Genomic DNA, 13,827 nt, shown 5'->3' with positions numbered 1-13,827 from the left:
TTCATTCGCCGATGTCCATGGCTCGCGAACGGCACACGGACTTGCTCGGAAGACGAACGGAACGCGGCAGGGTGATGATGGATCGCAACGCTGACGCCCCTTGGTCGAAGTTCGATCCAGAGGTGTACGTCGACAACAACTACCGCACACCGCTGGAGGCGGACCTCCAGATCGTGCGGCTCCTGCGCGACCACTTCGGCCGTTGTCTCGCCGACGTCGCCCCGCGGTCGCTGCGCGGTGTCGACGTCGGGGCCGGTGCGAACCTCTACCCGGCGCTCTCCATGCTCCCCTGGTGCGCCAAGGTCCTGCTGCTCGAATACGCCGAGCCGAACGTCGAGTACCTGGAGAAGCAGACCTCCCCGGCCGGTTTCGACCTCGCCTGGGACGCGTTCTGGGACGTGCTCAGGGAAGGCGCCCTCTACCGGGACGTCGAGCCCAGGAGCCGGGTGAGCGAGATCGTCCGGGTCGAGCGGCTCAACCTGTTCGACCTCGACGGACAGCGCCGCTGGGACATCGGGACGATGTTCTTCGTCGCCGACTCCATGTCCGAGTGCCCCGAGGAGTTCGCGCGCGGCGTGTCCTGCTTCATGAACGCGCTGGAGAAGGACGCTCCCTTCGCCGTCGCCTTCATGAAGGAGTCCGTCGGCTACGACGTCGGCGAGCACCGCTACCCCGCCTACCGGGTGAACAAGACGGTGGCCGCCGAGAGCCTGGCTCCCTTCAGCGCCGAGCTGGAGATCCACGATCTCGACCACGTCGTACGGCCCGGCCACGAGGGCATGCTGCTCGCCCTGGGACGGCGCAATTCGGAGATTGCCGCCCCCTAGGAACGGGGACCATGTCGGGGCGGGGACGGGGAGCGGTTCAAGGCAGGCATCGGGATCTGTACGAGGGGTGCGGGGATGCAGATCAAGCCACGGCAGCATCTGCTGGACATCTGGCGGGCCATGGCCCGTCATTCGTTCGAGGACGGAAAGCTCGTCCTGGAGGACACCGACGGGCTGAGCAGCGTCGCCGACGCCGAGCGCCTGCTCTGCCTGCTGTACCCCGCCACCGAGGTCCCCGCCTTCCGCCTAGACCAGCCCGACACCACCGAACGGGACGTGCTGCGCGCCCTCGAGGGGGTCGGCAGCCGGCTGGAGATCCCGCCCAACCTGATCACCGCGCTGACCCAGTTCATGCGCACCCACACCGGCCCGGACGACAGCCCCACCTTCGCCGGCGGCCACTACTTCAAGCCGTCCGACCCCAAGCTCGAACTCACCTATGAGCAGAGCCAGTTGGGCGTGGTCGACTCCTACTCGATGTCCGTCACGCTGTGCCTGGCCACCCTCGGCTTCCTCAAGGTCTACGAGGTCACCACCAGCCGCCCCGAGGTGCTGCGAGCCGTCGCGGAACTGCGGGAGGCCACCAACATCCGGCTGACCTCCGCGATGATCAGCCTGCTGCGCTCCTTCACGGTCAACGTCTTCGACGCCGAGTCCGAACAGGGCCGCCGGCTGATCCAGGTCATCGGGCAGAACAGACAGTCCGAGCGGGCCGTCCTCCAGCAGTTCTCCCGCCGGTTCCGCCCCCTGCGCGCCACCATCATCGAGAGCCTCAGCCGCGGCATCCAGGTCGACGAGAGCATCCGCGACGAGACCCAGCTCTTCGAGTGCGGCTGGGCCTGGGGCGTGGTGCAGGACGCGCCCAAGATCACCGACCTGGACACCGAGGTCCCCGGCCAGCCCGACGGCATCGCCGACCGGCTCCCGTACGTGTACTTCACCGTCGTCGCCCTCGACGGCATCCAGGACCTGTTCTCCGAGCGCACCCTCACCCTCGGCCTGCTCGACGCCGACCAGCAGAAACTCGCCGAGGCGCTGCGCCTGCGCTGGGAGCTGAGCCAGCAGTACTGGTCGGCCGTCGCCCGCTTCGGCAGCGAACGCTGGCCGCTGGAGGACCTGCCCTGGCAGACCACTGGACTGCGCCTCGAGTCCGAGTACTTCTCGCTGACCGTCGCCGCCATCCTCGTGCACGACCTGATCCGCCGGAAGGCCACCGACGACGACCTCACCCGCACCGTCGCCATCATGGAGCGCCTGGCCGACCGCGGCCGGGTCACCAGCCGGATGACCAAGGAGGATCCCATCCTCCGGATGCACAGCTCCGGCGTCACCATGCCGCTGGCCGGCTCCGACCGCTCCGGCGGACTGCTCCTGTGGCGGATGACGGACTTCTCCGCCCAGCTGCTGAAGCGGACCGTCCAGCTCGCCACGCTCTCCCGCAACATCGACGCCCAGGACCGCCTGCTGCGCCTGGCCGAACAGGTCTTCGAGCACCTGTGGGACCGGCGCATCCAGGAGGGCGACGGCCTCGAACTCTGGGACGACGTCCGGGCCGTCTACCCCGAGGCGCGCGGCGTCGGCCCCCGGCTGTCCTGGAGCATCACCGAGCGTCTCACCGAATGCCTCGTCGCCGCCCGCAACCTCTACGAACAGCAGCCCATCCGCAGCCCCGAACTCGCCCAGCTGGCCCGGGACCTGCTCAGCGAGGCCACCCACCTGTTCGGCAAGGAGCAACTGGAGGCGTCCGCCACCGGCGACGGCAACCGGGCCCGGACCATGCGCAGCATCGAGAGCCGCCTCGACCGCGCCCGCACCCTCCTGGACGAGCGGCCCGCCACCGCCTTCGCGCTCGCCCTGCCCGTGCTCCAGGAACTCGACACCCTGGCCCAGGCCAGGGGCGCCGCGACACAGGAGGTGTGAGCCGTGCTCGTCTTCGCCGCCTCCGACAAGGGAGGCACCGGCCGCTCGGTGACCAGCGCCAACCTGGCCTACCAGCGTGCCCTCACCGGCGACCACGTCGCCTACGTCGACTTCGACTTCGGCTCGCCGACCGCCGCCGCCGTCTTCGACGTGCCCAGCGCGATGCGCGGCGCCGAGGAACGCGGACTGCACTCCTATCTGGAGGGCGAGATCGCCGAACCGGTCCGGATCGACGTCTGGCGGCAGACCGAGCACCCGCTGCTGCGCGCCCGGCCCAACCAGTCCGGCCGCCTCGTCCTGCTGCCCGGCGACGCCGGCGGCGGCGAGTTCGCCACCGGCGAGGAGGCCCTGGAGCGCTGCATCGACCTGCTGCTGCGGCTCAACGGCGAGTTCGACCTGATCGTGGTCGACCTCAGCGCCGGCCGCAGCTACGCCGTCGACATGGTCCTCGCGGCCACCGCCCACCCCCGGATGCGCAACGTCCCCTTCCGCTGGCTGGTCTTCCACCGCTGGACCCGCCAGCACGTGATCGCCGCCGCCGGACTGGTCCACAAGGCGCACGGCATCATCAAGGGCGGTGTGGAGCGCGGGCACGACGAGGACGCCCTGCGCGCCGCGATCCGCTTCGTCCGGGCCGCCGTGCCCGACCCCGAGTCGCCGGTGTGGGCGCAGGGCTCGCCCGCCCAGGCCGCCTGGATGCAGGCCTGCGACGAGACCCTGCGCCGGCTCGCCGCCGAACAGCGCATCGGCGACAGCGTCGTCCTCGGCATCGTCCCGCTGGAGCCCATCCTCCAGTGGCGCGAGCAGCTGATCACCGAGGAGGACGTGCTCTCCACCCAGATAGCCAACAAGGAGACGCTGGAGGCCCTGGAGGAGATCGCCCGGCGGCTGACCGACGACTCCTACTGGGGGCGGCCATGAACCGGTCCTACGGGGGGCGGCGATGACGGAGGCAGTGTTCCGCGAGACGACCGCCGAACCGCGCACCCAGTCGGTGCCGCTGTCCCACCTCTCCCTGGAGCTGGGACACCTCTACATGGAGGACTTCGAGGCCGGGCCGCGCCGGCTGCGCGAGCACTTCGCCCAGGTCCGCCCGTGGGTGGCGGCCGCCCGCGCCGCCGCCGAGGCCCGCGCCGGCGGCCGCCGCCCCCGGATCAGCACCTGCTTCCTGATCGACGACTACTTCACCCGCTTCTCCAGCCCCGCCGAACTCGTCCCGCTGCTGCTCGACGAGGCCGACCGGGCCGGACTCGAGATCGACTACCTGGCCCGCGAGTCCGGCTGTGCCGTCACCGGCAAGGTGCCCGTCGCCCAGGCGGTGGCCGCCCGCATCGTCGAGTCGCCGCCGCCCGGCAGCTACGGCAACCGCCCGCCCGCCGCCCAGACCGGCTGGCTGGCCAACGGCGAGCGCAGCCCCGTGGCCCGCGCCCCGCAGGCGATGAAACCGGCCGCCGCCTGGCAGCCGCCCAAGGAGACCGCCGCCCGCCGCCACTCCGTCTTCCTCGACGTCGAACTGTGGAGCGAGGACGCCGACGGGCACCGCACCTGGTCCTGCCCCTTCCTCGCCGCCGTGTGGCAGCTCGCCCGGCTCGGACTGCTGCGCGCCGAGGGCGAACCCCTCTTCACCCCCGATCCGCCTCCCGGCGGTGACTTCCCCGACGACTGGGACGAGCTGCCCTCGCTGGTCCGGCTCAACGCCCGCGCGGACCCGTTCGCCGCCTACCGGACCTGCTCGGTGCTGCCCAACCGGTTCCTGCCCGTCGAACACGCCGTCCGCGTCGTCCTCGACCAGACCGAGGTGGACACGGCGGCGCTGCGCCAGATCGCCGAACGCTCCGCCCGCGAGCGCGTGCCCGTGCCCGACTCGGTCGCCGACCGCGTCTCCTACGTCTTCTACGCGGGGCCCTGACATGACGGGGCCCGGAGTGGAGGAGAGCGCACCGAGCGCCGTACTCGCCTGCGGCGAGATCCGCACCTGCCTGCTGCCCACCCGGCAGGCGCTCGACATCCGCGCCGCCGCCCAGCTCCTCGGCCTGCGCGCCGACGAACGCGTCCTGCTCTCCGAACGCCCCAACCTCTACGCCCGCTCGCCCGACACCCTCACCGGCGTCGACTGCCCGCTGCCCAGCGCCAACGGCGCCCGGGTCCGCGCGGTCGGCACCGTCGCCGCCCGGGCCGCCCTCACCGAGGGCCGCGTCCTGCAGACCTCCGCCTACTTCCGCCTGCCCGCCACCGGCCCCGACCAGCGTCGGCCGTGGGGCCACTACCTGGTACGGCCCGGAGTGCTGGAACCCTTCGGCAAACTGCCCCACGAGGCGGTCGCCCAGGGCGTCCTCGACGGCGGCCGGCACGGCGACCTCGACGTCGGGCTCATCGCCGACGGGCTGCTCACCCGGCTGCTGCGCCACCCGCTGCTCGACCACTGCCCGCCGCTGCGCTCCCGTCCCACCCGGCTGCGGTGGGCCGCGCTGCCCGCGCACCCCGGCGACGGCCCCAGCCTGGAGCGGTTCACCCTCGCCGAGGACGAGCTGCGCACGGTACGGCTCAGGGTGCCCGAAGGCACCGACAGCGCCGACATCGCCGGGCTGTGCGACGACCTCGCCCTGCACGACTGGCTGCTGACCACCGTGGTCCGCATGCTCGACGGCATCGCCCTCGGCTCCGGGGCGGTGCCCGCCCGCGCGAGACCCGGCGCCGAGGACCGCCCCGCCGTCCTCGCCACGCTCCGCCCCGCCGTCGACCACCTGCTGCACCTGTGGATGCCACGGGCCCGGGTGGCCGCCGCACTGGCCCCGCTGTGGGAGGCGCTGGAGGAACGGCCCGGCTTCACCCGGCAGTGGCAGGCTCTGGTGCAGCGCATCCGCGACCAGCTCGCCCTGCACGCCGTTCCCGCGCTGTACCGGGAGGTGCAGCCGGCTCCCTGAGCGGACGCCCGACCAGGTCACGCACGTCCCCGCATCCCGATTCCGACGCGTATCCCAACGGGGGGAGAAGCGAGATGAGCACGGCACAGTCACCCCAGCCCGAGCAGACGGCTGGCCCGGCGGCCACGGCGGGACCGGAGGTCCCCGGACCGCCGGGCGGATCACCGCCCACCGCCGCCGGCGGCCTGAGGCGAGCCCTCACGGCGGACGCCGACCGGTCCCGGTGGACCCGCCGGGCGACGGCCGGCGTCGCCCTCGGCGGCCTCGCCTGGGGCGTCGCCGCGCTGCTGAGCCCGGACACCGCGCCGCTGCGGCAGTTCGCGACCGGGCTGCTGTGCGCCGTCGCCGCGGTGATCGTCCAGTCCGTCCTGGGCCTCGACCGCCGGGTGGAGGAGCACACCCGGCGCACCGAGAGCCTGCTGACCGGGACCGCCGCCGCGGTGCGCGACAGCCTCCAGCGGCTCGAACGGCACGACGAGGAGCTGCGCGGCGGCCTGACCCGCCAGTCCGAGGAGCTGCGCTCGGGCCTGACCCGCCAGTCCGAGGAGCTGCGCAGCGCGCTGAACCGGCACACGGAGCACATCGGGCAACTGGTGGAGAGCCGGGTCGCCGAGGTGGCGCGCCCCGCCGACTCCTATCCCGGGCCGGACCGGGTCCGCATCGACAGCGTGCCCGAGCTGGCCAAGAGCTTCGCCGAGGTGCTGGCGCCCCAGCCGCCGATCCTCTACACGTTCGTCCGTCTGGAGATGAAGCGGGTGGTCGGGCACATGAGCGACCTGACCAATCTGAGCGCCGAGTGCCCCGGCGAGAACCACGACTGGATGCTCTCCCTCACCCGCGCCGCCGAGCAGTCCGTCTGTGCCACCAGCACCTCCGTCGACCGCCAGTTCTGGAACAGCGAGCCCGCCAGCCGCTACCTCCAGGCGCAGCACGAGGCGATCGAGGAGCGCGGGGTGAGCGTGCGCCGGGTGTTCCTGCTGGAGAGCGCCCGCGAACTGGACGACCGGCTGCTGCGGCTGTGCGAGGAGCAGGAACTGCTGCGCATCGAGGTGCGCGTCGCGGTCCTGCCCGAACTGCCTCCGCACCTCCAGCGCGGCACCACCAACGACTTCATCGTCTACGACGAGGAGGCGTCCTTCGAGATCGACCAGGACCTGCGCGACGTCAACGTCCGCACCCGGCTCATCGCCCGACAGGACCATGTCCAGGACCGGATGAAGCGGTTCCGGGAGCTGTGGGACGCGGGGATGGGCGTGCGCGAGCTGGAGGTGCGGGTGGACGACGAGGAGGACGGCACCTGGATGGTGGACCGCGGCTGACCGGGCCGCGCCCCACGCCCCGCGCCGACCCGGGCCGCGTCTCACGGCCGGGCTGCCCCGCCCCGCGCCGTGCGCCCCGCGCCGATCCGGGCCGCACCGCACGGGAGGCCGCGTGTCAGCGGCAGTACAGGTCCGCCGCCGGGCGCGTCCCGTCCGCCAGGAAGCGGGAGACCACGCGGTCGCCGCAGGCGTTGCCGTTGGCGAGGTAGGCGTCATGGCCGGTGGAGTTCACGGTCACCATGACCGCGCGGCCGCCGAACGCCTCCCGCAGTTTCAGCGCTCCGCTGAGCGGGGTGGCGACGTCGCGGCGGTTCTGCACCATGAGCACGTTGGCGGGACCGTCGCCGGTGATGCGCACCGGCGGCTCCTTCGGCGCGAAGGGCCAGGCGGCGCACAGCATCGCGTTGCGCGGCATGCCCGCGGTCAGCGGGAACTCCTCACGGCTCGCGGCCACGTCCTTCTCGTACGCGGCGGCGTCGCGCGGCCAGACGACGTCGTCGCATATGGTCCCGGCGGCGACGGCGGTGACGTTCTGGAGCACGGCCTCCGGCGGAGCGGCCGGCGCGGGCGGCACCGTGCCCTGCTCCGCGGCCCGGATCAGCTTCGCCAGGGCCGGATACCTGGCCGGGGCGTAGAGGCTGTCCAGCATGGTCTGGCGCAGCACGTTGCCGTTCAGTTCCTCGGGGTTGGCGCCGGGCCAGGGGAGGGGCGCGCGGTCGAGGCGGGCGGCGAGCCGCAGGAACAGCGGCCGTACGTCGGCGGCCCGCTCGGCCACCCGGTCCGGGTTGGCGGGGTCGGCGGCCCAGGCGGCGAAGTCGGGGAAGACGTCCTCCACGCCCTGCCCGTGGGCGGCGATCCAGGCGCGGTTGACACGGTCCGGATCGGGGTTGTCGTTGCTGTCCAGGACGATCCGGTCGGTGCGCCGCGGGAACAGCCGGCTGTAGACCGCGCCGACGTACGTCCCGTACGAGACGCCCCACGCGGAGATCTTCCGTTCGCCGAGGGCGGCACGCAGGCGGTCGAGGTCGCGGGCCTCGTTGACGGTGCCGAGGTGCCGGATCAGTTCGCCGCCGTTGCGCGCGCAGGCGTCGGACATGCGGCGGGCGGTGGCGAGGTTGCCGTCGATCGAGCCGTCCGGGGCGGGCCAGGGGCGCAGCCGGGAGGTGGCGAGATCGGCGTGGTCGAGGCCGCAGTCGACGGCGGTGGAGGGGGCCAGACCGCGCGGGGCGAAGCCGATCAGGTCGTAGGCGTCGCGCACCTCCTGCGGCAGCTTCCGGCCCTTGCCGGACGGGTCGTCGAGGCTGGAGTTCCCGGGGCCGCCCGGGATCAGGAACAGCACTCCGCGCCGGGCGGTGGTCTTCTCGCTGGGGACGCGGGAGACGGCGATGTCGATGAGCGGGCTGTGCGGGTCGGCGTAGTCCATGGGGACCTTCAAGGTGGCGCACTGCCGGCGCGGGTCGGCGGTGGCGTCCGCGCACTTCGTCCAGGTCAGGGAGTCGTGCCCGGGGGAGCCGGCAGAGGCGGAGCCGGAGGCGGCCGAGGCCGTGGCGGCGGGGACGGTGAGGCCGAGGACGACGGCGCAGACGCCGGCGAGGGCGGCGCTGCGGCGGACACGGCTGCGTGTGGAGTGCGTCATGTGACGAGCCTCACCGATCGGGGCCACCCGCCACATCCGGGCAACTGCCCGGATCTTCGGGGGGTTTACCCCCGTGGGTTTCCCTAAGGGGACACTCGCACCCCCGTCCCGCACCCGGTCCGGTCCCCTGTCCGCGTACGCGACAATGGGCGCATGAGTCAGTTCCGCGAAGGTGCGCGATGAGTCTGTTCCGCGACGACGGCATCGTGCTGCGCACCCAGAAGCTGGGTGAGGCGGACCGCATCATCACGCTGCTCACGCGCGGGCACGGACGGGTGCGGGCGGTGGCCCGGGGCGTACGGCGGACGAAGTCGAAGTTCGGGGCCAGGCTGGAGCCGTTCTCGCACGTGGACGTGCAGTTCTTCGCCCGGGGCAGCGAACTGATCGGACGCGGGCTGCCGCTGTGCACGCAGAGCGAGACCATCGCGCCCTACGGCGGCGGCATCGTCACGGACTACGCCCGCTACACCGCGGGCACCGCCATGCTGGAGACCGCCGAGCGGTTCACCGACCACGAGGGCGAGCCGGCCGTGCAGCAGTACCTGCTGCTCGTGGGCGCCCTGCGCACGCTGGCCCGGGGCGAGCACGCCCCGCATCTGGTGCTGGACGCGTTCCTGCTGCGCTCGCTCGCGGTCAACGGCTACGCGCCGAGCTTCGGCGACTGCGCCCGGTGCGGGATGCCCGGGCCCAACCGGTTCTTCTCGGTGGCCTCCGGCGGCTCGGTCTGCGTCGACTGCCGGGCGCCCGGCAGTGTCGTACCCTCACCGCAGACGCTCGCCCTGCTCGGTGCGCTGCTCACCGGGGACTGGGCGACGGCGGACGCCTGCGAGCCGCGGTTCGTGCGGGAGGGCAGCGGGCTGGTGTCCGCCTACCTCCACTGGCACCTGGAGCGCGGACTGCGCTCGCTCAGGTACGTCGAGAAGTAAGCAACGCAAGGGAGACGAGGAGCACATGGCCGTACGCGGGATCCTTGGGGGACGGCGGCGCGAGTACCGGGCGCCGGAGCCGCATCCGTCCGGGGCCCGGCCGCCGAAGCTCCCCGGCGAGCTGGTCCCCGAGCACGTGGCGATCGTCATGGACGGCAACGGCCGCTGGGCCAAGGAGCGCGGCCTGCCGCGCACCGAGGGGCACAAGGTCGGCGCGGAGCGGGTGCTGGACGTGCTCCAGGGCTCGATCGAGATCGGCGTGCGCAACATCTCCCTGTACGCCTTCTCCACCGAGAACTGGAAGCGCTCGCCCGACGAGGTGCGCTTCCTGATGAACTTCAACCGCGACTTCATCCGCAAGACCCGCGACCAGCTCGACGAGCTGGGCATCCGGGTGCGCTGGGTGGGGCGGATGCCCCGGCTGTGGAAGTCGGTCGCCAAGGAGCTCCAGGTCGCGCAGGAGCAGACCAAGGGCAACGACCTGCTGACGCTGTACTTCTGCATGAACTACGGCGGCCGGGCCGAGCTGGCGGACGCGGCCAAGGCGATGGCCGAGGACGTCGCGGCGGGCCGCCTGGACCCGTCCAAGGTCAGCGAGAAGACGATCCAGAAGTACCTGTACTACCCGGACATGCCGGACGTGGACCTGTTCCTGCGCCCGAGCGGCGAGCAGCGCACCTCCAACTACCTGCTGTGGCAGAGCGCGTACGCGGAGATGGTGTTCCAGGACGTGCTGTGGCCGGACTTCGACCGCCGCGACCTGTGGCGGGCCTGCCTGGAGTTCGCCTCCCGCGACCGCCGCTTCGGCGGCGCCATCCCGAACGAACAGCTCCTCGCGATGGAGGGCCGCCCGGAGGAGGCCTGACGTCCGCCCCGGATCCCGCGCCCCGAAAGGGGGGCGCGGGGCGCGCCCGTAGGGGCGCGGTGAACCGCGCGCTCAGCGCACCAGGATCCGCGCCCGCAGTCGGCAGGCACCCCCACGGCGGTCACGGCACCCCGTCGAGGATGCGCCCCGCGCAGCCGGCAGGCTCCTCCACGGTGCTCGCCGGCCAGGGCTCACCCCGTGGAGCACTCCGCGCAGGTTCCGAAGATCTCCACCGTGTGGGCGACGTTCACGAAGCCGTGTTCCGCGGCGATCGCCTCCGCCCACTTCTCCACCGCCGGGCCCTCGACCTCCACGGCCTTGCCGCAGACGCGGCAGACGAGGTGATGGTGGTGCTCGCCGGTCGAGCAGCGCCGGTAGACGGACTCGCCGTCGGAGGTGCGCAGCACGTCGACCTCGCCGGCGTCGGCGAGGGACTGGAGCGTGCGGTAGACCGTGGTCAGGCCCACCGAGTCGCCCTTGTGCTTGAGCATGTCGTGCAGCTCCTGCGCGCTGCGGAACTCGTCGACCTCGTCGAGGGCCGCGGCGACGGCGGCGCGCTGCCGGGTGGCGCGGCCCTTCACGGGCGGTCCTGCGGTGGTCACCGGTTGCCTCCTCAATCCGCTGCGCCTGCCGGGGCCATTGTGCCAGCCCGGTCGGCGCGCGGTCAGACGCCGACTCCGTCGGAGGGCTCCCGGGTGGCCGGAATCGCACACTCCGCCGGGTCCCCGGCGGGCCGGGCGGCGGCCAGTGCCCGGGCGCGGCGGCGGGCGAGCGGAGTGGCCAGGACGGTGAGGACGAGGAACGCGGCGATGGTCAGCAGCACGATCGTCGGGCCGGGCGGCACGTCCTGGTAGTACGAGGTGACGGTGCCGCCGACGGTCGAGCCGAGGCCGAGGGCGACGGCGATCGCGAAGGTGGCGGCGAAGGAGCGGGTGAGCTGCTGGGCGGCGGCCACGGGCACGACCATCAGCGCGGAGACCAGGATCAGGCCGACGACCCGCATGGCGACGGTGACGGTGACCGCCGCGGTGACGGCGACGAGCAGGTTCAGGGCGCGCACGGGCAGCCCCGTGACCCGGGCGAACTCCTCGTCCTGGCTGACCGCGAACAGCTGGCGGCGCAGCCCGAGGGTGACCGCGACGACGAACGCGGCCAGGACGGAGATCGCCGTGACGTCCTCGGGGGCGACCGTGGACAGGGAGCCGAAGAGGTAGGAGCTGAGGTTGGCGTTGGAGCCGCCGGGCGCCAGGTTCACGAACATCACGCCGCCGGCCATGCCGCCGTAGAAGAGCATGGCGAGGGCGATGTCGCCGCGGGTGCGGCCGTACCAGCGGATCAGTTCCATCAGGACCGCGCCGAGCGCGGAGACGGCGGTGGCCATCCACACCGGCGAGGTGTTCAGCAGGAAGCCGAGGCCGACACCGGTCATGGCGACGTGGCCGATGCCGTCGCCCATCAGGGGCTGGCGGCGCTGGACGAGGTAGATGCCGATGGCGGGGCCGGTGACGCCGACCAGGACGGCGGCGAGCAGGGCCCGCTGCATGAAGGCGTGGTCCAGGAGTTCCATCAGCTCAGCAGTCCCGTGCGGATCGGATCGGCGCCGGCGGCGGCGTGGGGGTGTATGTGGTCGTGGCCGGGCAGGGCGTGATGGCCGACGGCCTCGGGCGGGGGTCCGTCGTGGACGACGCGGCCGTCGCGCAGGACGACCGCCCGGTCGATCAGCGGTTCCAGGGGGCCGAGTTCGTGCAGCACCAGCAGCACCGTCGCCCCGGCCGCGACCTGCTCGCGCAGGGTGCCGGCCAGCACCTCCTGGCTGGCCAGGTCCACGCCGGCCATCGGCTCGTCCATGATCAGCAGCTCGGGTTCGCAGGCCAGGGCGCGGGCGATGAGGACGCGCTGCTGCTGGCCGCCGGAGAGGGCGAACGCGCAGTCCCCGGCGCGGTCGGCCATGCCGACCTCCTCCAGGGCCCGCCGTACGGCCGCCCGGTCGGCCTTGCGGTACCGGCCGAAGCGGGTTCGGGCGAGGCGGCCGGCGGAGACGATCTCGGTGACCGTGGCCGGGACGCCGGAGGCGGCCGTGGTGCGCTGGGGGACGTAGCCCACCCGCGCCCAGTCGCGGAAGCGGCGGCGGGGCGTGCCGAACAGCTCGATCTCGCCGGCGGTGAGCGGCACCTGGCCGAGCAGGCCGCGTACGGCGGTGGACTTGCCGGAGCCGTTGGCGCCGAGCAGCGCGACCACCTCGCCGCGGCGGACGGTGAGGTCGATGCCGCGCAGCACCGGACGGCCGCCGAGGTCGGCGCTCACCCCGCGCAGGGATATGACGGGCTCGCCCACGGCGCCCACGTCTCCTTCCGTGCCTGCCGCGCCGCTCATCGGGCGCCCAGGGCCTGGCGCAGGGCCTTGAGGTTGGCCTGCTGGACCGCGATGTAGTCGGTTCCGCGGGACTTCTTGGTGATGCCCTCCACCGGGTCGAGGACGTCGGTGCGCAGACCCGCGTCGCCGGCGACCGTCCTGGCGGTCTTGTCGCTGACGAGGGTCTCGTAGAAGACGGTGGTGACGCCGTCGGCCCTGGCCATCCGCTCCAGGTCCCTGATCCGGGCGATGCTCGGCTCGGACTCGGGGTCGAGGCCGTTGATGGCCTCCTCGGTCAGGCCGTAGCGCTCGGCGAGGTAGCCGAAGGCGGCGTGCGTGGTGATGAAGACCTTGCTCCTGGTGTGCGCGAGGCCGTCCCGGAACTGCTTGTCCAGGTCGTTCAGCTGCGCGACGAGGGCCGCGGTGTTCTCGCGGTAGTCGGCCGCGTGCTTCGGGTCGCCCTTCTCGAAGGCCTTGCCGACGCCTTCGGCGATCTGCGCGTAGCGCACCGGGTCGAGCCAGACGTGCGGGTCCTTGCCGCCGCTCTCCTCGCCCTCGTGGTCGTCGTGGGCGGCGGCGTGGCCGCCGACCTCGTTGCCGTGCTGCTCCAGCGTGGTGAGGGCGGCGGCGTCGATCCGCGTCTTCGGCCCGGACTGGTCGACGGCCTTGTCGACGGCGGGCTGGAGGCCCTTGAGGTAGAGGACGGCGTCGGAGTCCTCCAGCTGTCCGGTCTGGCGGGCGCTGATCTCCAGGTCGTGGGGTTCCTGGCCGGGCTCGGTGAGGCTGGTGACGTGGACGTGGTCGCCGCCGATGCGCTCGGCGAGGAAGGCCATCGGATAGAACGACGCGACGACGTCGTACTTGTCCGTGGTGCCCGCCGCGGCGTCGGCGGAGGAACAGGCCGAGAGGGCACCGAGGCCGAGGGCGGTGGCCGCCGCGACCGCGGTCCCGGATATGAGGCGTCGTCGTATGTTCATGACACTCATTTTCAACAAAAATGGAAACCGTTGTCAACAACCCCGGTGGGAGGCCCCGGAAGGCCCCGTAACCGGCACCGA

At 72.7% G+C, this 13,827-nt stretch carries 13 protein-coding genes; 8 read left to right on the top strand and 5 right to left on the bottom strand.

Features of this window, described 5'->3' with window-relative positions; translation table 11 throughout:
• Positions 1 to 74: 74 nt before the first annotated feature.
• The 6 genes from AB0N63_RS07380 to AB0N63_RS07355 all read left to right on the top strand — a co-directional run bounded on the left by AB0N63_RS07380 (position 75) and on the right by AB0N63_RS07355 (position 6,990).
• Entirely contained in the window at positions 75 to 827 is a 753-nt protein-coding gene (locus AB0N63_RS07380) for an SCO2525 family SAM-dependent methyltransferase (RefSeq protein WP_365525361.1), read from the top strand.
• A gap of 75 nt (positions 828 to 902) precedes the next feature.
• Positions 903 to 2,747 carry an SCO2524 family protein gene (locus tag AB0N63_RS07375; RefSeq protein WP_365525359.1) on the top strand — a complete coding sequence of 615 codons (1,845 nt, stop codon included), beginning with the start codon at positions 903 to 905 and terminating at the stop codon, positions 2,745 to 2,747.
• A 3-nt stretch (positions 2,748 to 2,750) separates the two neighbouring features.
• Positions 2,751 to 3,668, top strand: a complete 918-nt coding sequence (locus AB0N63_RS07370) for an SCO2523 family variant P-loop protein (protein ID WP_019982285.1) — start codon at positions 2,751 to 2,753, stop codon at positions 3,666 to 3,668.
• 22 nt (positions 3,669 to 3,690) lie between these two features.
• On the top strand, positions 3,691 to 4,656 hold the full coding sequence (locus AB0N63_RS07365) for an SCO2522 family protein (protein WP_365525355.1): 966 nt from the start codon (positions 3,691 to 3,693) through the stop codon (positions 4,654 to 4,656).
• A 1-nt stretch (position 4,657) separates the two neighbouring features.
• The gene (locus tag AB0N63_RS07360; protein ID WP_365525352.1) at positions 4,658 to 5,671 is read left to right on the top strand and encodes an SCO2521 family protein; all 1,014 of its coding nucleotides are present in this window, start codon (positions 4,658 to 4,660) and stop codon (positions 5,669 to 5,671) included.
• Between the two features lie 74 nt (positions 5,672 to 5,745).
• Positions 5,746 to 6,990 carry a hypothetical protein gene (locus AB0N63_RS07355; protein WP_365525350.1) on the top strand — a complete coding sequence of 415 codons (1,245 nt, stop codon included), beginning with the start codon at positions 5,746 to 5,748 and terminating at the stop codon, positions 6,988 to 6,990.
• A 115-nt stretch (positions 6,991 to 7,105) separates the two neighbouring features.
• On the opposite strand, the gene AB0N63_RS07350 is transcribed toward AB0N63_RS07355, so the two are convergent.
• Entirely contained in the window at positions 7,106 to 8,626 is a 1,521-nt protein-coding gene (locus tag AB0N63_RS07350; protein WP_365525348.1) for an alpha/beta hydrolase, read from the bottom strand.
• Positions 8,627 to 8,805: 179 nt separating this feature from the next.
• On the opposite strand from AB0N63_RS07350, the gene recO reads away from it, so the two are divergent.
• Together recO and AB0N63_RS07340 are read left to right on the top strand one after the other, a co-directional pair.
• Positions 8,806 to 9,552, top strand: a complete 747-nt coding sequence (gene recO / locus AB0N63_RS07345) for a DNA repair protein RecO (protein ID WP_019982280.1) — start codon at positions 8,806 to 8,808, stop codon at positions 9,550 to 9,552.
• 25 nt (positions 9,553 to 9,577) lie between these two features.
• Positions 9,578 to 10,417: an isoprenyl transferase gene (locus AB0N63_RS07340; protein WP_365525345.1), complete on the top strand. Its 840-nt coding sequence runs from the start codon at positions 9,578 to 9,580 to the stop codon at positions 10,415 to 10,417.
• Between the two features lie 191 nt (positions 10,418 to 10,608).
• Here the strand turns inward: AB0N63_RS07340 and AB0N63_RS07335 are convergent, their stop codons facing one another.
• From AB0N63_RS07335 to AB0N63_RS07320, 4 genes are all read right to left on the bottom strand, one after another.
• The gene (locus tag AB0N63_RS07335; protein ID WP_365525342.1) at positions 10,609 to 11,019 is read right to left on the bottom strand and encodes a transcriptional repressor; all 411 of its coding nucleotides are present in this window, start codon (positions 11,017 to 11,019) and stop codon (positions 10,609 to 10,611) included.
• A 62-nt stretch (positions 11,020 to 11,081) separates the two neighbouring features.
• Positions 11,082 to 11,984, bottom strand: a complete 903-nt coding sequence (locus AB0N63_RS07330; protein ID WP_365525340.1) for a metal ABC transporter permease — start codon at positions 11,982 to 11,984, stop codon at positions 11,082 to 11,084.
• Positions 11,984 to 12,790, bottom strand: a complete 807-nt coding sequence (locus AB0N63_RS07325; protein WP_365525338.1) for a metal ABC transporter ATP-binding protein — start codon at positions 12,788 to 12,790, stop codon at positions 11,984 to 11,986. Before AB0N63_RS07325 ends, AB0N63_RS07330 begins: the two co-directional genes overlap by 1 nt.
• Complete coding sequence (locus AB0N63_RS07320; protein ID WP_365525335.1) at positions 12,787 to 13,746, bottom strand: metal ABC transporter substrate-binding protein; 960 nt, start codon at positions 13,744 to 13,746, stop codon at positions 12,787 to 12,789. Before AB0N63_RS07320 ends, AB0N63_RS07325 begins: the two co-directional genes overlap by 4 nt.
• Positions 13,747 to 13,827: the final 81 nt, after the last annotated feature.

Source organism: Streptomyces sp. NPDC093260, assembly GCF_040683715.1.
Lineage (GTDB): Bacteria > Actinomycetota > Actinomycetes > Streptomycetales > Streptomycetaceae > Streptomyces > Streptomyces sennicomposti.
Note: the sequence above shows the minus strand (reverse complement) of the source record. Positions and strands in the feature narration are given on the sequence as shown.

Coding starts and splice junctions, on each gene's coding strand:
- AB0N63_RS07380 (WP_365525361.1), top strand. CDS start 75: ATGATGGATCGCAACGCTGACGCCCCTTGGTCGAAGTTCGATCCAGAG.
- AB0N63_RS07375 (WP_365525359.1), top strand. CDS start 903: ATGCAGATCAAGCCACGGCAGCATCTGCTGGACATCTGGCGGGCCATG.
- AB0N63_RS07365 (WP_365525355.1), top strand. CDS start 3,691: ATGACGGAGGCAGTGTTCCGCGAGACGACCGCCGAACCGCGCACCCAG.
- AB0N63_RS07360 (WP_365525352.1), top strand. CDS start 4,658: ATGACGGGGCCCGGAGTGGAGGAGAGCGCACCGAGCGCCGTACTCGCC.
- AB0N63_RS07355 (WP_365525350.1), top strand. CDS start 5,746: ATGAGCACGGCACAGTCACCCCAGCCCGAGCAGACGGCTGGCCCGGCG.
- AB0N63_RS07350 (WP_365525348.1), bottom strand. CDS start 8,626: ATGACGCACTCCACACGCAGCCGTGTCCGCCGCAGCGCCGCCCTCGCC.
- recO (WP_019982280.1), top strand. CDS start 8,806: ATGAGTCTGTTCCGCGACGACGGCATCGTGCTGCGCACCCAGAAGCTG.
- AB0N63_RS07340 (WP_365525345.1), top strand. CDS start 9,578: ATGGCCGTACGCGGGATCCTTGGGGGACGGCGGCGCGAGTACCGGGCG.
- AB0N63_RS07330 (WP_365525340.1), bottom strand. CDS start 11,984: ATGGAACTCCTGGACCACGCCTTCATGCAGCGGGCCCTGCTCGCCGCC.
- AB0N63_RS07325 (WP_365525338.1), bottom strand. CDS start 12,790: ATGAGCGGCGCGGCAGGCACGGAAGGAGACGTGGGCGCCGTGGGCGAG.
- AB0N63_RS07320 (WP_365525335.1), bottom strand. CDS start 13,746: ATGAACATACGACGACGCCTCATATCCGGGACCGCGGTCGCGGCGGCC.